General features: G+C 51.5%; 15 protein-coding genes. 6 read left to right on the top strand and 9 right to left on the bottom strand.

What is annotated here, in order from left to right; genetic code table 11:
* Positions 1 to 361: 361 nt before the first annotated feature.
* From CFLAV_RS02725 to CFLAV_RS02715, 3 genes are all read left to right on the top strand, one after another.
* Positions 362 to 4432, top strand: coding sequence for a non-ribosomal peptide synthetase (locus CFLAV_RS02725; RefSeq protein ID WP_341849381.1), 4071 nt, complete (start codon positions 362 to 364; stop codon positions 4430 to 4432).
* Positions 4433 to 4707: 275 nt separating this feature from the next.
* Complete coding sequence (locus CFLAV_RS02720) at positions 4708 to 5400, top strand: phosphoribosyltransferase (RefSeq protein WP_007413072.1); 693 nt, start codon at positions 4708 to 4710, stop codon at positions 5398 to 5400.
* Between the two features lie 6 nt (positions 5401 to 5406).
* Positions 5407 to 6753, top strand: coding sequence for an erythromycin esterase family protein (locus CFLAV_RS02715; RefSeq protein WP_040546737.1), 1347 nt, complete (start codon positions 5407 to 5409; stop codon positions 6751 to 6753).
* Positions 6754 to 6842: 89 nt separating this feature from the next.
* Here the strand turns inward: CFLAV_RS02715 and CFLAV_RS02710 are convergent, their stop codons facing one another.
* The 4 genes from CFLAV_RS02710 to CFLAV_RS02695 all read right to left on the bottom strand — a co-directional run bounded on the left by CFLAV_RS02710 (position 6843) and on the right by CFLAV_RS02695 (position 10764).
* Complete coding sequence (locus CFLAV_RS02710; protein ID WP_040546658.1) at positions 6843 to 7520, bottom strand: response regulator transcription factor; 678 nt, start codon at positions 7518 to 7520, stop codon at positions 6843 to 6845.
* 169 nt (positions 7521 to 7689) lie between these two features.
* Positions 7690 to 8232, bottom strand: a complete 543-nt coding sequence (locus tag CFLAV_RS02705; RefSeq protein WP_007413069.1) for a hypothetical protein — start codon at positions 8230 to 8232, stop codon at positions 7690 to 7692.
* A 368-nt stretch (positions 8233 to 8600) separates the two neighbouring features.
* Positions 8601 to 9458: a fumarylacetoacetate hydrolase family protein gene (locus CFLAV_RS02700; RefSeq protein ID WP_007413068.1), complete on the bottom strand. Its 858-nt coding sequence runs from the start codon at positions 9456 to 9458 to the stop codon at positions 8601 to 8603.
* A gap of 4 nt (positions 9459 to 9462) precedes the next feature.
* Positions 9463 to 10764, bottom strand: coding sequence for an MFS transporter (locus CFLAV_RS02695; protein ID WP_007413067.1), 1302 nt, complete (start codon positions 10762 to 10764; stop codon positions 9463 to 9465).
* Between the two features lie 128 nt (positions 10765 to 10892).
* Here CFLAV_RS02695 and CFLAV_RS02690 point away from each other — a divergent pair, with 128 nt between their 5' ends.
* Together CFLAV_RS02690 and CFLAV_RS02685 are read left to right on the top strand one after the other, a co-directional pair.
* Positions 10893 to 12890: a YjhG/YagF family D-xylonate dehydratase gene (locus tag CFLAV_RS02690; protein ID WP_007413066.1), complete on the top strand. Its 1998-nt coding sequence runs from the start codon at positions 10893 to 10895 to the stop codon at positions 12888 to 12890.
* 23 nt (positions 12891 to 12913) lie between these two features.
* Positions 12914 to 13564 carry a bifunctional 4-hydroxy-2-oxoglutarate aldolase/2-dehydro-3-deoxy-phosphogluconate aldolase gene (locus CFLAV_RS02685; protein ID WP_007413065.1) on the top strand — a complete coding sequence of 217 codons (651 nt, stop codon included), beginning with the start codon at positions 12914 to 12916 and terminating at the stop codon, positions 13562 to 13564.
* On the opposite strand, the gene CFLAV_RS02680 is transcribed toward CFLAV_RS02685, so the two are convergent.
* The 3 genes from CFLAV_RS02680 to CFLAV_RS02670 are packed head-to-tail and all read right to left on the bottom strand — an operon-like array spanning position 13565 to position 17227.
* The gene (locus tag CFLAV_RS02680; protein WP_007413064.1) at positions 13565 to 15043 is read right to left on the bottom strand and encodes an oxidoreductase; all 1479 of its coding nucleotides are present in this window, start codon (positions 15041 to 15043) and stop codon (positions 13565 to 13567) included.
* A 6-nt stretch (positions 15044 to 15049) separates the two neighbouring features.
* Positions 15050 to 16429: a glycoside hydrolase family 88 protein gene (locus CFLAV_RS02675; protein ID WP_007413063.1), complete on the bottom strand. Its 1380-nt coding sequence runs from the start codon at positions 16427 to 16429 to the stop codon at positions 15050 to 15052.
* A gap of 6 nt (positions 16430 to 16435) precedes the next feature.
* Positions 16436 to 17227 carry a 3-ketoacyl-ACP reductase gene (locus CFLAV_RS02670; protein WP_007413062.1) on the bottom strand — a complete coding sequence of 264 codons (792 nt, stop codon included), beginning with the start codon at positions 17225 to 17227 and terminating at the stop codon, positions 16436 to 16438.
* A 110-nt stretch (positions 17228 to 17337) separates the two neighbouring features.
* Between CFLAV_RS02670 and CFLAV_RS02665 the strand changes: the two genes are divergently transcribed.
* Positions 17338 to 18156, top strand: coding sequence for a helix-turn-helix transcriptional regulator (locus CFLAV_RS02665; RefSeq protein WP_007413061.1), 819 nt, complete (start codon positions 17338 to 17340; stop codon positions 18154 to 18156).
* Positions 18157 to 18230: 74 nt separating this feature from the next.
* Here CFLAV_RS02665 and CFLAV_RS02660 read toward each other — a convergent pair whose 3' ends face one another.
* Positions 18231 to 18881: a superoxide dismutase family protein gene (locus CFLAV_RS02660; protein WP_007413060.1), complete on the bottom strand. Its 651-nt coding sequence runs from the start codon at positions 18879 to 18881 to the stop codon at positions 18231 to 18233.
* Positions 18878 to 19315 (bottom strand): PPC domain-containing DNA-binding protein, encoded by a 438-nt coding sequence (locus tag CFLAV_RS02655; protein WP_007413059.1) that lies wholly within the window; start codon positions 19313 to 19315, stop codon positions 18878 to 18880. Before CFLAV_RS02655 ends, CFLAV_RS02660 begins: the two co-directional genes overlap by 4 nt.
* Positions 19316 to 19375: the final 60 nt, after the last annotated feature.

Genomic DNA, 19375 nt, shown 5'->3' with positions numbered 1-19375 from the left:
TCGAAGATTCCGCGAGAGCGAAATATCAATAACATTATGGAGGTCTTTCAACCCATTCAGGCGGGTTTAAATTTAAAGCCAGAGTATCTTTTCAACATCAAACCATTGCAAAACTAGCTGCGGCATTGGATGCCTTGGAAACCAAAAAGTTAATGCTGCTTCTGAGCCGCGCAAAAGATAAATCAAATGTCTATAGAGCGGGCGCAAGTTGTTGCGGGCAAAAAGGCCATGGCAGCGTGTCAGGGTGACATCCCCATTATGGGAAATTGGGAAATAAGGTCGTAATTGCTGAATCTGAGCTCTCTTAGGATCAGGAGGAGTTGCTGGCAATCCCAGTTAAACAAGAAGGGGGGGATGAACAATTTACAATGAGATTACACAAAACGGTGGCACCACACAGGTTCTGCTTTCGTATGCGCAGGAACGCTTATGGTTTCTGGACCAGATAACGCAAGCCAGTCCGCTCTATAGCGTTTCTGCTGCAATCCGAATCACGGGGAATCTGAACGTTGAGGCTTTGGAGTGGAGTCTGAATGAAATTGTGGGCCGGCATGAAAGTCTGCGAACAAATTTCGTTTCGGTGGACGGTCATCCCAAGGCCTTGGTCTGTGCGCCTTTCTATGCAAAGTTGGAAACAATTGACTTGGGAGAGGTGGAACCAGCGAATCAGGAACAAACCCTGAATCGTCTGTGCAGGGCCGAGACAAAGGTTCCATTCGATCTGACCAAAGATCCGCTGTTGCGAGCAAAGCTGCTAGGCTTGAGTTCCTCCGATCATGTGCTGCTGCTGATGATGCACCACATCATCTCAGATGGCTGGTCAATGGAACTGCTTTACGTTGAACTGGGAAAATTATATTCCTGCCGGGTTCAAGGTGCAGAATCCCCTTTAGCTGAGTTGCCAGTTCAATATGGCAATTATGCGGGCTGGCAGAGAAGACGGTTGCAGGGTGAACGTCTGGAAAAAGAGTTGGCTTATTGGCGGACAAAATTGAGAAACCCTTTGCCGATGCTCGAACTGCCGACAGATCGTCCACGTCCAAAAATGCTTTCTCATGCTGGAGCGGTTCGCAGAATCCAATGGTCGGAGAAGTTTTCTGATTCCATACGCAAGCGGGCGCAAACTGAGGAAACAACTTTGTTTCTCCTGTTGCTGACGGCTTATAAGGTTCTGCTGCAGCGGTACACCGGGTTGGAGGATATCGTGGTGGGAAGTCCCGTGGCAAATCGCGATCAGACCGCCATCGAAGGGCTGATTGGTTTGTTCGTAAATACCCTCGTCCTGCGGACCGATGTTTCCGGAGCGCCGACTTTCAGGGAACTGCTGACACGAGTTCGAGAAACATTTTTTGAAGCACTCGCTCACAAGGAGGCTCCTTTCGAGAAACTGGTTGAGGAACTAAAGCCGGAACGAAGTCTTACCTATAATCCCTTGTTTCAAGTCATGTTTCAGGTTCAAAATGATCCGGTGCAGAAACTGAAGCTTTCAGGGCTGGAGTTAAAGTTCCTGCCGATTGAAGAAGGAGCGGCCAGGTGCGACCTCACATTATCCATAACGGAATCGGAGGAGGGGTTGGTTTTGGCTGTGGAATACAAAACGGATCTTTTTGACGATGCCACAATTGATCGCCTGCTTGAGCATTACCGAGTTCTGCTGGAAGGCATTATTTCCAATCCTAATCAGCGCATTTCCGATTTGCCGATATTAACGGCCGGGGAGCGCTACCGATTGCTGGTGGAATGGAACCAGACGCGAACGGATTATCCAAAGAATAAAACCATAGCAGAATTATTTGAGGAGCAAGCCTCTGCAAGTCCCGATGCAGTGGCATTAGTCTTTGAAGGCAAAAGCCTGTCATACCGGCAGCTTAATCGACAATCGAACCAATTGGCGCATTACCTGATCAGGTCGGGGGTGCAGTCGGGCGAGTTGGTTGGACTCTGTTTGGAACGGTCGTTTGAAATGATTGTTGGCTTGCTGGCAATTTTGAAGGCCGGAGGCGGTTATGTTTCCCTGGATCCTACTTATCCCAAGGAGAGATTGGCATTGATGATGGAGGATGCAGAGATCCGGGTACTCCTGACCGAATCCAGACTGCGCGAAGCCCTGCCGAGACAAACAAAGAAATCCGAACCAGGTCACGATATCCTCAAAGCCATTTGTTTGGACAAGGAGTGGAAAGCTGTCAGTGAGCAAAGTGGAGAGCGTCCAATTTCCTCTTGTGGACCTGAGAGTGTGGCCTACGTCTGCTTCACTTCCGGATCGACTGGACGTCCCAAAGGTGTTTGCGTTCCCAATCGTGGAGTAGTTCGGTTGGTGAAGGCGACAAATTATGCCTCGCTGACCGGAAACAATGTTTTCCTTCAATTGGCGCCAGTTTCTTTTGATGCTTCCACTTTCGAGATTTGGGGTGCACTGTTGAATGGCGCACGGCTGGTGATTTTTCCTCCCATTCCTTCCTCGTTATCTGATCTAGGCAGTTTTATCGAAAAACAGCGGATCACAATTTTGTGGCTCACGGCCGGATTGTTTCATCAAATGGTGGAGGAGCAGGTTGAAAGATTAAAGAACGTCCGCCAGTTGCTGGCGGGTGGGGATGTCCTTTCTGTGCCGCATGTTGAAAAGGCCCTTGAAATTCTTGAGGACTGCCAGTTGATCAATGGGTATGGCCCGACAGAAAATACGACGTTCACCTGCTATCATGCCATACCACATCGGGTGCCGGCAGATCGCTCCATCCCGATTGGAAAACCAGTTTCCAACACCACTTGTTATGTTTTGGATTGTAATTTGCGGCCGGTCCCAATCGGAGTATACGGACAGCTCTACACAGGTGGAGACGGTCTGGCGTTGGAGTATCTACAACGAAATGAGTTAACTGCCGAGAGATTCATCGACAATCCATTTGAAATTCAAACAGGATCAAAACTTTATCATACGGGAGATACTGTCCGATATCTTTCTGACGGAAATCTGGAATTCCTTGGCCGGACTGATTCCATGGTCAAAATCCGCGGATTTCGCATTGAACTGGGAGAAATTGAAGCCGCCATCGCCGCTGATGATTCCGTAAGGGATTGTGTGGTGGTGGCGCGCAAAATCTCGACCACGGAGAAGCAGCTGGTGGCTTACGTTGTGCCAAAAGGGAAATCAAAGCCGACTTCCGAAGCGCTTCGGTCGCATTTAAAAGATAAGTTGCCGGAATATATGATGCCGTCCGCTTACGTATTTCTGGAAACTCTCCCACTTACTGCCAGCGGAAAGGTAAATCGGTTGGCCCTGCCTGATCCGGAGGGCACCAGGCCTGCGCTCGACCATAAGTATCTGGCTCCCAGGGATTCTGCAGAGGAGCAACTGGCGGGTATCTGGGAGGAGCTCCTGGGTATTCGCCCCATCGGAGTTCACGACAAATTTTTTGAATTGGGAGGCCACTCGTTGCTGGCAGTCCGATTATTTGCGAGAATTGAAAAAGTGTTCGGAAAGAGGCTTCCGCTTACCATACTGTTTGAAACTCCAACCATCGCGCAGTTGGCCAATGCCATTCGTGAAAAAGAATTGTCCGCCTCCAGATCCTTGCTGGTGGCAATTAAGGATGGTGGTTCCAAGCCTCCATTGTTCCTGGTTCACGGAGCAGGTGGAGGCATTCTTTGGGGCTATGCCAATTTAGGAGCATGCTTTACTGATGATCAACCCATCTATGGGATTGAATCACCAGGTATGAGAGGAATGGCAGAGCTGGAAAGTATCGAAGTGATGGCCAGCCGGTACGTGGAGGAGGTTCGAACGTTGCAACCTCGAGGCCCCTATTATCTTGGCGGCTACTGTTTTGGAGGAAATGTCAGCTTCGAAATGGCGCGGCAGCTATCCCGGATGGGAGAAGAGGTTGCGTTCCTGGCGCTGTTCGAGAGTATGCCCATCAATACTTCATACACCAAAGCGCCATGGAGACGGGCAAAGTTTTACAGGGGATTCCTGCTTAATCTTTATTATGGGTTGGAAGATTTTTGCAGGCTTAAACCCGAAATCCGCCGCAATCTCTTCGAACGGAAGGCCAGGGTTATTCGACGAAGAATTTTAAATTTAATTAAACCAAAGCGGATGGGACGGTCGCATTTTGACCTGGAAGGGGTCATTAATACCGAGCAAATACCAGAGAACGAATTAAATCTGTGGCAGATTCACCTTCGGGCCTTTCAGGAATACGTCACAAAACCTTATGTTGGCCGCATAACCTTGTTTAGGACACGCAGGCAGCCGTTACTTTGTTCCTTTGACCGCTCGCTTGGCTGGGATGAATTTAGTCTGGGTGGTGTTGATGTGAGGATCATTTCCGGTTCTCATGGGAGCATCTTTACGGAACCAAATGTGAGCCAGCTTGCCGGGGAGCTTCGCAGCTGTTTAAGAGCTACCTCGGAGCGCTTGCCTGCTTAATCCGACCTGCTTGGCTCGCGTTCATACTTAAATTATTGGGGACTACGGTCTTTACCTACTTTGCGATGGGAGTCCATCGCCATCAGTTTATGGAGGTGATGATATCCGGGTGCAGCGGAACTGTAATCCTCGAAAAACTCCAGAACTCATGGGTTTAAGTCAAAATCGTAAGACAAATTCAAAGGCGCACGATGCTGGCAACCATGAGAGCCTAAGATTTCAAACTACTTGAGCAAAATTTCATGAATTGGCGATATAACGAGACAGGACATACGATGGCAGATTTATTTTCCGACCGAACCGAAGCAGGTCAAATACTTGCAACCCGCCTGAGGTATCTGGCTGATCGCCCGGATGTGGTGGTGCTTGCCCTCCCGCGAGGCGGTGTGCCTGTGGGTTTCGAGGTGGCTGAAGAATTACATGTGCCGTTGGATATTTTTGTTGTGCGCAAGCTTGGTGTTCCGGGACACGAAGAGTTGGCGATGGGAGCAATCGCGTCTGGTGGAATCCGGGTTGTGAACGAAAAAGTGGTGGATATGCTCGGCATTTCGGAGCAACTCATCATGCAGGCAGCTGAGCAGGAATGGAGTGAGTTGCAAAGACGGGAAATGCTTTATCGCAACGGCAAGCCGCCAGCACATATTCAAGGGAAGATTGCCATTTTAATAGATGACGGGCTGGCCACCGGCGCCAGCATGCGTGCGGCCGTGCTTGCGTTAAGACAACAGCGACCTGCAGGCATCATCGTGGCGGTGCCGGTCGCGGCCCCGGAAACCTGCGCGGCTTTTGAAACAGAAGTTGAACAAACCGTTTGCCTTGAAACACCAGAACCGTTTTATGCGGTCGGGCTGTATTACCGCCATTTCCCCCAGGTAAGTGACGAGGAAGTGCGGGAAATGATAAATCAATGCGCCGAAGATGTCGCCACGATGGGAGCGCACTCGCATGGAGCAAATGGCGAAATATAAATGGTTATGGCCCTAGGCATTTCCAGTTCCCTGATCGATTTAATTCGTGAAGTTGCCATACCTCTGACGGGTTCCAGTTGTGACTACGACTTTTTATTGGAATCGATCGGAGATGCGCGGTTTGTACTTTTGGGAGAAGCCACCCATGGTACGCATGAATTCTATCGAACCCGGGCGGAGATTACAAAGAGACTGATAATAGAGAAGGGGTTCACAGCCGTGGCGGTGGAGGCCGATTGGCCGGATGCACATCGGGTGAACCGATACATTCGAAGTGATAGTGAAGATGTTGAGGCCAGCGAGGCGCTGGGAAATTTCAAGCGCTTTCCCTTATGGATGTGGCGGAATGCCGATGTTCTCGACCTCGTCGGGTGGTTGCGTGAACATAACGATCAGGTAAATGCCAATGAGAAAAGGGTGGGGTTTTACGGCATGGATTTATACAGTCTTCATGCCTCAATCAGGGCCGTATTGGACTATTTGGACAGGATTGATCCTGATGCTGGAAAGCGAGCGAGGGGCCGCTATTCCTGTTTTGAGCAGCATGGGGAGAATCCTCAAGCTTATGGTTATGCCGCGAGCTTTGATTTGAGCGAATCGTGTCAACAGGAGGCGGTAAGCGAGTTGGTCGAACTGCGGCGGCGCGCGGGAGCGTATCTTGCAGGTGATGGGCGCCTTGCAGAAGATGAATTCTTTTACGCGGAGCAGAATGCGCGGCTGGTGAAAAATGCTGAGGAATATTATCGGGTGATGTTCCAGGGCCATATTGAATCCTGGAACCTTCGTGACCGCCATATGGCTGAAACCTTGGAGGCCCTGTCGTTACACCTCGAAAGGCAGGTGCATAGTCCAAAAATTGTCGTCTGGGCGCATAACTCCCATCTGGGTGATGCCCGTGCGACCCAAATGGGTGATCGAGGAGAGTGGAATGTGGGACAACTGGTTCGTGAGAGACATGGTTCCCAGGCGGTACTGGTTGGCTTTACAACCTATCACGGCACGGTAACGGCTGCTTCTGAATGGGATGAACCGGCGCAACTCAAACGTGTGCGTTCGGCTTTGCGGGGGAGTTACGAAACTCTTTTTCATGAAACTGGCGTATCAAATTTCCTGCTACCGTTGCAGGAGGAACGGGAGTTGAAGGAGAGTCTGCAAGAAGCCCGCCTCGAAAGAGCGATTGGGGTGATTTATCGACCTGAAACAGAACGAATGAGTCACTATTTCCATGCCCGGCTATCAGAGCAGTTTGATTTCATTATACACTTTGATAAGACCCGGGCGGTCGAACCTTTGGAAAGAACAATGCATTGGGAGCCGCACGACCCTGACGAAACATATCCGTTCGGAGTGTAATCGGAGAGCCTTTAAATGAACACTTTCCAAAGCAAGGGTTCCCGCCGGGCATTATAACCTCAATGGTGCACCCAAAGCAGGTTAGTCGGTTAACTGAGCTTCAACTCGGCGTTCGCCTTAATAATGCCCTTCGACAAAGCATATCGGGTGAGACCTGCGACATCGTGGATTTTCAGTTTATTCATCACCTGCTGACGGTGTTTCTCAACTGTTTTGGCGCTGATCCCCAATTCGAACGCAATTTGCTTGTTTGTTTGACCTTCCGCAATCAACTGCAGTACTTCAGCCTCCCTGGAGGTGAGATGTTCCGTGCGTAATTGAAGCGTTTGGGTTTTTCCCAGAGCATCCTTCCGGGTATCTTGAAATCTGCTCGCGATGGAAGGACTGAAAACAGTTTTGCCCCTTTCCACATCACGGATGGCTTTGAGCAAATCGTCTGCAGCCGTTTGTTTAATGAGGTAGCCAGTCGCGCCCACCTCGGTAAGGCGTTGAACGTATTCGTCATCGCCATATGAAGACAGAATGAGAACCTTGCAATCAGGCATTTGCTTCGTGATCTGGCGTGCTGCCTCCAGTCCGTTAAGGGATGGCATTACGATGTCCATTAAGACCACATCCGGGTTCAGTTGTCTGGCCATTTCCACGGCTTGCCGGCCTGTTTCTGCTTCGCCAACAACTTCAATATCCTCTTCCGTTGTTAACAAAGCACGCAGGCCTTGTCGAACTACCATGTGGTCGTCAGCCAAAAGAACGTGTATTTTTTTCACAATAAATCAGTCGCGTTGTGAGCAGAAGGTATTCCACGGAATTGCAGTCAGATATGGGGTAAGAACCCTCAAGCACGGGGCGGGAAAATCCTCATGGGGTATATTGCTGGTTGTTACATTATGTAACCCGGGTGAGTTGGCTAATTTTGTGTCCAAAAGTAAATTGAGTTCAACGGTGCAATATTTCTTCAAGGAGGGGTGTTACTTCATAGGCACGCCGCAGGAAGGAGTCCAGCGATCCCGGAATTTCGCCGAGATCATTCCAAGACTGAGGAGCCCAGTACTGGAAGCCTGTTTGCCGGGCCAATGCCTCGAATTTCTGATGAACAGGTGGTTTGATGCCTGCACTGGGAAGGTGTTTGCCGAGCAATCCAATGATGGCCCCGTTACGCTTGGTCCGGTGTTGCAAACTCCCTTGGACCAAACCTTCAACTGACTTCGGCAGATCGGTACTTAGCGAAAAGATAAGCAAATCCGCCGAGCTGGCGGCGTGAATTGCACCTTGCATGCAGTGAGGAACATCCAGCTTGGCGAGTGAAAGCCAGGTGAACGTAAGATCAAGATCAGGTTCCAGGCTATGCTCAAGGTGATCGCATAACACACTTGCAACTTGCTGCGTTGCGCGGTCTTGATAAACCACCATTATCTCGCAATCATGCTGGAGTTTCCCTTCGAGCTCCCAACCCCTTATATTCCTTGCCACGTCATCCATAAGCTACTGATTACACCATTGATTTTAACGGATGAGTTTCTGACGGTTTCTCAACTGACAGAATCAACTTCAGTCCGCCCAACGAGAAATCAAGAGCTATTTTAAGAATTTATTTAAAGCCAATAGCGCAGTTGGGAAATGGATCGAGCACTGTCACATTCCTATCGCCGAGGCTTCTGGTCGAAAACTTTAGACACTCAATCACTAAACAATATCCCGCCATGATCTCGTGCTCATCTCCACGGCCCTCAAGGTGCTGAATTATAAAGAGTTGGCGGAGTGGGCTAACAGCATTGTGGATTCGCGTAATGTGATGGCGGACATTCAAACGAAGCCCGGGCTGGTTGGAAGGCTTGAACGGCTGCTATTTAGACCCGGATTACAGGATTTTCCAAAGTGCCTATGCCACTTATCGTGATGCGCACCGCATCCTTTTCTTCCAAACTGAAATGATCCGGTGGAACAACCCCGGTTCCAGTCAGCAGCACTGCTCCGTGGGGAAACTCCTGGCTGCGAAATAGGAAGTCGATGAGTTCCTTGAAGCTTCTTTTGATTTTGCTGACAGAAGTGTCACCCGAAAACACGATTTCTCCCGAACGCTGAACCTGGATTCGAATCTCCCAACTGCGAGCTTCTGATTCACCCACTCCCACGGTGATGAAAGGCCCAAGGGCACACGAGCGGCTGTAGGTCTTGGCTTGGGGCAGGTAAAGCAGATTTTCGCCCTCGATGTCACGTGAACTCATGTCGTTGCCGATGGTGTAACCGACCAGACTGCCCCGAGAGTTGAGGACCAAGGCCAGTTCAGGCTCGGGAACATTCCAGCGAGCATCCTTGCGAATACCAATGGCATCACCTGTTGCAACCACCTTTTGCGGCAGGGATTTGAAGAAGATTTCCGGTCGCTCCGCTTCGTAGACGCGGTCATAGGCAGTGGCGCTGAAGTTGGATTCTTCCATCCGGGCTTTTTTGCTTCGAAGATAAGTCACACCTGCAGCCCAAACTTCCTGACGTTCGACTGGAGCGCAGAACCGGATATCGCCAATGGAAAAACGGGGCAGGGGTTTCGTTGATAAGTTCTCAAGCTGAGTCCGCAAGTCTTCCGCTTCCAGCAAGCTTTCGAGGGATAAGATGCCAGCGGATGACAAATCCAGAACGAACGAGTCTTCCACTACAAGACCGACACGAGGCTCGTGGTTTGAAGTTCTGAAACGACACAGTTTCATGTTATTATTTGAGAGAGCCTTGAACCGATCCTGATTGTTTTACTTCTTCTTCAATAACCCGAAGTTGGCGGGGGACTTTAGGGAGCAGCAGGGAGAGTCCTGCCGCCAGCAGCATGCCGACACCGAGGAGATTGAAGGGCACGGAGATGTCATGATACTTGCCCTTCAACCATCCCACGATGTAAGGGCCGAAGAAACCGCCCAGGTTGCCGAATGCATTCACAAGTCCAACCACCAGGCCCATAACAGCACGCGGAAGGGTTTCACTTGGGATGGCCCAGAACGGAGCCATGGCGGCAAACGGTCCTGGGATTGCCAGACACATGAAGGCATAAGAAACCCAGAAATGATTGCGCAAGAGCACGCTGGCAATCAGGCTGATGCCACTCATGGCATAAACCAAGGCAATATGTCCGCGCCGTTCGTGAGTTTTATCGGAATGCCAGGAGTTCAGGACCATTATGACGGCCGTCACTGCATACGGGATGGCGAAAAGAATTCCATACTGGGTAGCGCTAAACCCTCTCTCCTTCAAGCCGCTGGTGAAGAAGGTCATGCATCCGTAAGCAGCGCAATTGTGAAGGAAATAGATGGCAATCATCACAAAGATGCTGGGCTGCAAAAGCCTCTCGAGCATCGATACGGACTTCACTGGTTCCAGTTCCGCGATTTCCCGTTTGAGGGTTGTCTCGAGGTAAGTGCGCTCTTCCTCTGAGATCCATTTGGCATCTCGCGGATGATCCGTGATGAAATAAATCCAGATCGGCAACCAAATAAATGGAAGCGCACCTTCGATGACGATCATTCTTTGCCATCCATAAGCCCCTAACAACCAGCCTGTGAACGGAGCCGAGGCCGCAACTGCCAGAGGTTGGCAGAGGTTCCAATAAGCATTGGCGCGAGCTCGCTCGGAACGGGGAAACCAATTGGCGAGCAGAACGGTAGTCGCGGGAAAAACGCCACTTTCTGCAACACCAAGGAAAAAACGCATTACTCCAAAATGCACGAAGGTTCTGGAAAGACCGCACCCGACAGCGCAGATACCCCAAGCCACGAGAAAGATGCTAATGATCTTTTTAGGACTCCAGTGCGTAGCCCAATAGCCGCCAGGAATTTGGAGCAGAACGTAGCCGAAGAAGAAGATCCCGGCCACGATTCCCTTTAGCCGGTCGTCCATGAGCAGGTCATTCATCATGGAGGAGATGTTAGGATCCAAAGCCAGTGAAATATTCGTCCGATCCACGTACGAAATCGTGTACATGATCAGTGCCACTGGAATGATTCGGAGCCAACGTCTCTGTGTCATACAGCCGGTGATTGGCTTCAGTTTAGGAATTAGGTGCTTTGACGTCTATGATATTCCCACACAAACGATGAATTTGTTGTCATGTAAATTTGCTTTTGACTTTCTCCCACAGGTGGTTGAATGGGGGTATGAGCGCGAGTGTGGAAATTCTGGAATCGGCTTCACCGTCGATTTATCAGATTCAAACCAAAGCGAAGGGCCCGGTTGGGCAATTACCCTTGACGGAAGATTTGCTGTTGAATCGTCCGAGCGGCGATCTCTTTGGCCTTACTCAGAATGCAGGCATGGGATGGAATCCTTCCGAATTGGGACGAAAGCAGTTTCTGATTCTGAGCACGCAGGGCGGTTTGCGCGCGCCTGATGGACAACCGATTGCACTGGGATATCACACAGGACATTGGGAGATCGGACTGCTCGTGAAGGAAGCAGCAGAAGAGTTTCGCAGGCTCAAAGCGATACCTTTTGCTGCCTATTGTTCAGACCCTTGCGATGGCCGCACACAAGGTACGACCGGCATGTTTGACAGCCTCCCGTATCGCAATGATGCGGCGATTATTTTTCGCAGACTTGCGCGATCGCTGCCACAAAGGGCAGGGGTGATGGGCGTGGCCACCTGTGACAAGGGTCTTCCAGCCATGATGATGGCACTCGCGGGAATGCGAGACCTTCCCTGTATTCTGGTTCCAGGAGGAGTGACATTGCCGCCAGAAACGGGTGAAGATGCAGGCACCATCCAAACCATCGGAGCCCGATTTGCACATGGAACAATTTCTTTGGAAGAAGCTGCCGACCTTGGTTGCCGGGCGTGTGCTTCACCTGGCGGCGGATGCCAGTTTTTGGGAACGGCGGCCACCTCGCAAGTGGTTGGCGAAGCGTTGGGCATGTCTTTGCCTCATTCTGCACTGGCTCCATCGGGGCAGCCTGTCTGGCTCGATATGGCGACCCGTTCGGCGCGCGCGCTGTGCGAGCTGGAAGCGGGCAGGAAGACCATGGCCCACATTCTTACCGATGCCAGCATTCGGAATGCGATGGTGGTGCATGCCGCCTTTGGAGGCTCAACTAATTTGTTATTACACATCCCGGCGATTGCGCATGCAGCTGGTTTGAGAATTCCGACTGTGGAGGATTGGATTGAAGTCAATCGGCGTGTGCCACGATTGGTGAGCGTCTTGCCGAATGGTCCAGTGCATCATCCGACTGTGCGAGTTTTTCTAGCCGGAGGTGTGCCGGAAGTCATGCTCCATTTGCGCCGACTGGGCTTGCTGGAAACCAAGGTGCTAACGGTTGCTGGCAGGACTTTGGATGACGTTCTGAACTGGTGGGAGAAGTCAGAGAGGCGGCAACAGTTCCGCGAGATTTTGAAGGGGGCAGATGGAGTTGAACCTGATGAGGTCATCATGTCTCCCGAAATGGCCAAAGCTTGTGGCATGACCAGCACGTTGACTTTCCCGCGAGGGAATCTTGCTCCGGAAGGTTCGGTTGTAAAGAGTGCGGCGATTGATCCTTCAGTTGTGGATGCCGATGGAGTTTATCGTAAGGAGGGGCCGGCGCGCATTTTCGTGAACGAGAAGGATGCGATGGCAGCCATCAAGCAAAACCGCATTCAGGCCGGAGACATTATGGTCCTGGTTGGGATCGGGCCAATGGGCACGGGCATGGAGGAGACGTACCAGGTGACCAGTGCGTTGAAACATTTACCGTTTGGAAAGCACGTGGCATTGATTACGGATGCGCGTTTTTCGGGCGTGTCCACAGGCGCATGCATTGGTCACGTGGGGCCGGAAGGCCTGGCGGGCGGTCCAATTGGCAAGCTGTGTGAGGGAGATGTCATTCGCATTGAAATCGATCGGAACAACATGCAGGGAAGCGTCAACCTTGTGGGAGAGGGATTAAAGCGTTTTACTCCCGAAGAAGGAGCGATCGTGTTGTCAAAGCGGTCGTCGCGCAAGGACCTGGCAGCCAATCCCGCTTTGCCGGATGATACCCGGCTTTGGGCCGCGCTGCAGATGGCTGGCGGAGGGACGTGGGCTGGCTGTGTTTACGACGTGGAGCGTATCGTTGAAACTTTGCAAGCGGGGCAACGCGCTTTGGGAAAGCACACCGGGAATGAAGTAAATAAATTCTAGAAATTATTTAGAAGAGGAATTATATGCGTTCAAAAACTGAAATTGTTTCCCTGCTCCTCAATCCAGGGATTATTGCTGTCGTCCGTGCCACGAGTGATGACCAGATAATTCCTCTGACAGAAGCTTTGATTGCAGGGGGAGTGATTGCAGTGGAAGTCACCATGACCACACCGAATGCCATCCAGGCAATCCGCGAGGCTTCGCAGGCGTTTGGTTCGAGAGCCTTAATTGGTGTGGGGACTGTCCTGGACGCACAGACCTGCAGACAGGCAATTAAAGCTGGTGCGGAATTCGTGGTGAGTCCGATCATGCGACCGGAGATTGCCAGGGAAGCAAGGGCTGCAGACCGGCCGGTTATGCTGGGTGCTTATACCCCCACGGAAGCGCAACTCGCTTATGAAGCGGGTTCAGATTACATCAAGATTTTTCCCGCGGATGGTCTGGGGCCAAATTATATCAAAGCTCTGCGAGCACCGCTGCCGCACCTGAAGATTGTGCCCACGGGTGGTGTGGATGTGAACAATGTGACTGACTTTCTGAAAGCCGGTTGTATGGCATTGGGAGTGGGATCGTCTCTTGTCAGTGCACAAATCCTGCAGGACTCGGACTGGTCTGAATTAACCCGCCGTGCCACTGAGTTTGTAAAAGCCGTGCAAGCCTTCAGGAAAGATTGATTACCTGCTTGCGCCAGTGGCTTTTTTGACTTCTTTGAGCTTCGGCGCGTCTTCAAAAGATTTGTAATAATCGTCCAGGGGATAACAACCGGAGCGCAATCCATTACGTGGGGCGGTGGTGCAGTCACTGAAGGTGCGGCAAACAAAGCGTGTCTCCACTTTCCCTTTGTTGGTGGCATCGGCAAGCAGGTCAGGATAAGAGAGTACCATGCGGCCAATGCCAACGATGTCCACATGTTTGTTGCGGACGTAATGCCCGGCCACGTGAGGCAGATATTCCTGAAGGTAGGAGTAACCAGTGCCGACCATAATTAAATGCGGAAATTGAGCCTTCAATTGTTTCACTACGTTGATTTGACGCGCGACGCCTACCAGCGGGTCCTCAGGCGGTTGGTAGCCATCTGAAGGAGGGTAGATGGCGGGCCGTTGAATATGAGGATTGTAGTAGGGACTGCCAGCGGACAAGTTAATCAGTTTGATGCCCAGACCTTCGATGATTTTCAAGAACTGCACGGTTTCACTGAGGTCGGCTTCAACTGGGTTATTTTGGTTGATGCCAAAGCCATATTTGTATGGGAGGTATTGTGAGAAATCATCGGGCATGCCAGGGCCGAGTTTGCCGGGTTCAGCAAGCTCGGGGTTGGGCTTGAAAGGGACCCAGTCGAAAGCGCTGAGGCGCACACCGATTTCAAGCTTGGGCGCAACAGCGCGAATTCCGTCAACGATTTCACGGAGCAGGCGTGTTCGATTTTCCAAGGAGCCACCATAAGGGCCGGGACGGGTATGGGCTCCCAGGAATTCGTGCAGCAGATAGCCGTGGCAGTGTTTGATATCAACGAAATCAGCGCCGACCTCTGCGGCAATTTTGGCCGCTTTGATGTATGCTTCCACCAACCGTTTCAAATCATCATCAGTCAGGATTGGTTCATCGCTGTTAATACCGAATTTTTTATCGAGGATGGGATGGCGAAAGGCGATGCGCGGTTCCAGTTTTTTCTTATCCGATGGACGACAGAAACGACCGGAGTGCGTGAGTTGAAAGCCGATGATTAAATCGTCCGTGCGACCATATTTCTCCTGATGCGCCTTCACCAGAATTTGACGGAGCTGTGCAATGCCAGTCTTGTTTTCTTCATTTATGATCAGCTGGTTTGGGTTGGCGCGACCGTCGGCGCGAACAGCCATGGCTTCGCCGCCCCAAATGAGCTTGGCACCGCTCTCGCCGAACCGCTGCCATCGTCGGACCATGGGTTCTGTGATGCCGCCTGTGGTGGTGCCATCCCAGCCCTCCATCGGATGAATCGCCCAACGATTGCCGATGGTGCATCCGTTGAAACTGATTGGCTGAGTGAGTGCAGAGTCCTTACCAGTAGCGATGGTCTTTTCGAATTGCAGATCAATGCCAAGGTTTCGAACATGCTCTTCAAAAGTCTCGACGGTCTTCAGGGCTGGAATGCGGACGATTTTTGGCGGTGTCATGGCCGGTTAAACTTTGAAAAAAGTGTAGTAGGGTTGATGGGTGGCATCGCGGAGGAGCATGAGAGCCAGTTCGCGAGCATGGTAGTCGCCCCACATGGAGGATTCTCCGCAAGGCACTTTGGCGCCTGGTGGCACGTAGTCCCAGCCATTTGGACGATGATACACTGAGTGGAGAAGCAAGCCCTCGTGGCGGGCGTCCTTGGAAAGATAAGGTTCAGTGAAGAGGTGTTGAGCAATGGTGAGTCCAGCCTGGTAATAACGATTGCCAGTCTTCTTATCTCCTTTGGAACGCAGGTAATTGCCAAGTCGGATCAAACCTTGAGCCGCGATCGCCGCCGCGGAACTATCAACTGGTTCGTAAGAATTATAAGGGTCAGCAGGTTTGTTGAGGTGATCCTTGAGATGGCTGAGGCCAGGTGCCCCGGTATCCCAGTAAGGGATTCCGTCAGTGGGCGTTTGGGTGAGCCAGAAGTCTGCGACGGCGGTTGCGACTTGTTCAAAGCGTTGGATCACTTTTGCCTTGCCGCCAAACTCGTTGAATTCCTTGTCGGAACGATGCTGCAGGAATTCGAGTTGTTCGGGATAACCACACAGTACCCAGGCCTGTCCGCGTGTCCAGGTGGAGAAGGGAGAATAACCTTGTTGAGTGCTCGGGCAGCGGTAACTGCCATCATTGAGGTTGAAAACGGATTCGTGCACCACGCGTCCGCTTACATCATAGGCATCACGGCCTGCGCCGAAATAGACATTAAAACGAGCGGTGGCTTCGCAATGTTGAAGCAAACGGCGCAGGAGCGAAATGGGTTGATCCCGTTCACCCATGAGGCTATGGCCAAATTGATGGCCCAGTGCCAATGCACGCATCGAGCGGATGGTATCGCTGAAAAGGGAATGCGGTCCATTGAACGAATAAACGTAACCAAGTTCGGGCGAGATTTGAGTCCAGCGGGCGGCTTGGATGGCACCGGAAAGTTTGAGGGCCAGTTCGTAAAAGTTTCGTTCCCACTCGTTGGCGGGAGTGCGGCCTTCCAACATCAGGCGGAGCAAATTTCCGTAGGTGCTGACATTATTAAAGCCATGGTCGTGAACGCCAACGTGACTGATATGAGAGGCCATCTGCTCGACGGTGGCATTGCGACCTTGTTCGAGGAAGGCTTTATCGCCGGTGGCATCGAACTGCAAAATGGCGGAACCAAACTGGAAGCCTTGAGTCCACTCAGTCCAACCACGGGCTGTATACTTGCCTTTTACTGTAAATACGGGCGCACCGGAGCCTGACCGCCAACGCTTTTCAAGGAGGGAAATCTTTTTCGCGGACAGTTCGAAGACATTTTGCACTGCTGGCAGCAGTTTCTTTGTCGTGAGTGAAGAATCAATGTTCAACATATCGTTTTAAAGTCGTTTGAGATGAAAACCGCCATCGACTGAAATCACCTGGCCCGTGGAGAAGGGAAAAGCTCCATTAAGGATGGATTCGACCGCGAGGCCGACGTCTTCAGGCGTGCCCCAGCGCTTCTGTGGGACAAGGCCTTCGGCAATGAGCTTATTATATTTGTCTTTTACGCCGGAGGTCATATCGGTTTCCATGATACCGGGGCGGATTTCAAACACCTGCACTCCTTCATTGGCGAGGCGAGTTGCCCACAATTGCACAGCCATGGCGAGGCCAGCTTTGGACAGGCAATACTCACCTCGATTAATGGAGGCGGTATCAGCGGAGATGGAAGTGATGAAGAGCAACTTGTATCCGCCAGGCAGAAGGCTTTTATCCGGGTGCTTCAACCAATGGCGCGCAGCCAGCTGAGAGAGAAAGTAAGGTCCTTTCAGGTTTACATTCATTACCTCATCATAACTTTCTTCGCCTGTTTCCGTGATGTCAGCACGCACGCGCGGAGCCATGCCGGCATTGTTTACCAGGGCATCCAGCCGGCCGAAGCGGGCGAGTAATTGCTCGAAGAGCCGAATGCGATCAATTGCCATTCCAATATTTGCCTGGAAGGGCAGGAACTGCTGTGTGTTATTGAGTGCAACGGATTGGCAAAGCTGGCTGGTTTCCTGCGCGGCGGCTTCATTGCTGGCGTAATGAATGGCAACATCAAGGCCTGCGCGGGCGCAACAAATTGCGATGCCACGGCCCAACCCGCGACTGGAACCAGTGACCAGGACCACCGGACGAGAGTTCATAATTCAAAATTAACCAAAGTTTGGGAATACTGGTGAGGACTAAATCCTTGCAAAGTAGCACAAAATCGACTTTATGTTTGTGCTAATTAACCCGACCATTTTGAAATGCGATGAAACTGTATCAGCCATTAGTTTTGCAAAAATTGCATATTCGTGTGCCCGGCTTTCATATTCGGCAGTTCGCGTTGCACAAGCACCTGCCGGAGACGACGGACGTGCAGTGTCACAAGCATCGGTTTTCGCAATTTCTTCTTTACCTGAGCGGGCAGGGAACCCAGCAAATTAAAAGGCAATCCTCGAAAATAGTTGCTGGCAACCTGGTCTTTCTGCCTCCGAATGTGGAACATGCCTTTCATCGTGAGTCAGATAGGCGGCCGATTTGTCTCGCATTGGATTTTGACTGGGAGGGAGCAGCGGCGCGCAACTGCAGCGTAGTGCTGCTGCCTTCCGCCACACTGAGGGAGGGGCGACAGATCATCAGCATGATCTCGCACTTGCAGCGGGAACAGGCCAAGGAGAGATCGTTGCAACTCAGCGTTGAAATTCTAAAATTGATGAACCTGCTTCTGGAGGCGTCTGGTTTTGGAATACCTGCCAGAGCGATATCATCTCCCATCACGCGCAAAGTAAACACGCTGTTGAATACTCCGGATTACGCCAATGTCACGCTGAACAGTTTGGCGCGACGAGCAGGATATCAGCACGACTATCTGAACCGCCTGTTGAAACGACAAAGTGGACTAACCCTGGGTCAGTTGAGATCCAAAAACCTGTTGCAGAGGGCGCAGAAGCTGTTGCAGCAACCGGGTTCAGTCAGTGATGTGTCCGAGGCGCTGGGATTCAGTGATCCAAACTATTTCTCACGCTGGTTTCGCAAACAGACCAACCTCACACCGCGGACATGGCGGAAAGCCACCACCGCAAATTGAACCGGACGATCAGCTTGCCAGGCAAGAGTCGTAAAATTTTTTGCTGACCCTGTCGAAGGCTGACAGAACTGCGGCTATTGCTTCTGGATAACTCCACAGGCAACACGAGCTCCTGAGTTTCCAGCCGGTTGAGAGACATAGTCATCGGCACCTTCGTGAACCACGAGTGAGCGGTTTATGATTGAGTTGGTGCCGGTAAGGGAGATCTGGGAATCGATGAAGTCCAGATGGGCCTCGCCATCGGCATCAGCGGCAATGTTGCCGAGATCGCCCAAGTGACGGTCCACTGATTCTGGACCACCGTGGGGTTTGCCCGCAGGATTAAAGTGTCCACCAGCACTGGAGGCGTCAGGTGCGGAACAGTCTCCATTTTCGTGAATATGAAAGGCATGGATACCGGGGGCCAGTCCCATGATTCCAGCAATAATGCGAACTCCGCCGGGAACAGCGGTGAAAGTGACCGTTCCATTGGCCTTATGGCCTGCCGTTGCATTAAGGTACGCGATTGCCTTCGGTTCTGATTGATCCTGCTGGCCCTGGTCTCCGAAGATATTTGAGCCGGGGGCTCCGGCGCTGGCAGATCTGGAGGCGCAACCCGGTTGTGTGAGAATTAGAACACAACAGCTCACCGAACATATAAGCAAGGCTGGTTTCATGGATTTTATCATCAGCAGGAGCATTTTTACTGCCTGGCGAGCCAAGGGGTTGAATGCTTGGGAATTCATCGGTCCAAATCGATCAAGGCCAGACCGGTTGCGGGGTCCGTTTTGCGCCAGAGATGTTCCGGGGTTTCCTGGATGATGACTTCCAGAGTAGGGCGGACATATGCCTCGATGAGATGACCGCCAAACGCGGAACCGTCAGACCTTCCCACAACAATGTGAGCATGGATTCTTGGTTGGTTTTTATCCGTGGCAATGTTTCCGACCAGGGAAAGGACCTCGACCTGTTCCTTGAGCGGAATGCGTTTGTAATCGCGCTTTTCGAGGTTAAAATGGCCCAAGGTTACCTCGCGCAGGGCACCTATGCCGGTTATCTGACTGGCGGTGAGTTGCTTTTCGAGTGCGAATTCCATCAGGAGAGAAACTACTTCCTCTCCCGTCTCCAAAACTACCACATAGACCTTCTCGCCCTCATCCAAAAGTAGTTTTGATTTCATAATCCACCGATTTGAGAATACCCGATAGATACGAGGATGGGTTGCTTATCGGTTTATGCC

The organism is Pedosphaera parvula Ellin514, assembly GCF_000172555.1.
In the GTDB taxonomy this organism is placed as follows: Bacteria; Verrucomicrobiota; Verrucomicrobiia; order Limisphaerales; family Pedosphaeraceae; genus Pedosphaera.
This window is presented reverse-complemented; position numbering and strand designations above follow the sequence as displayed.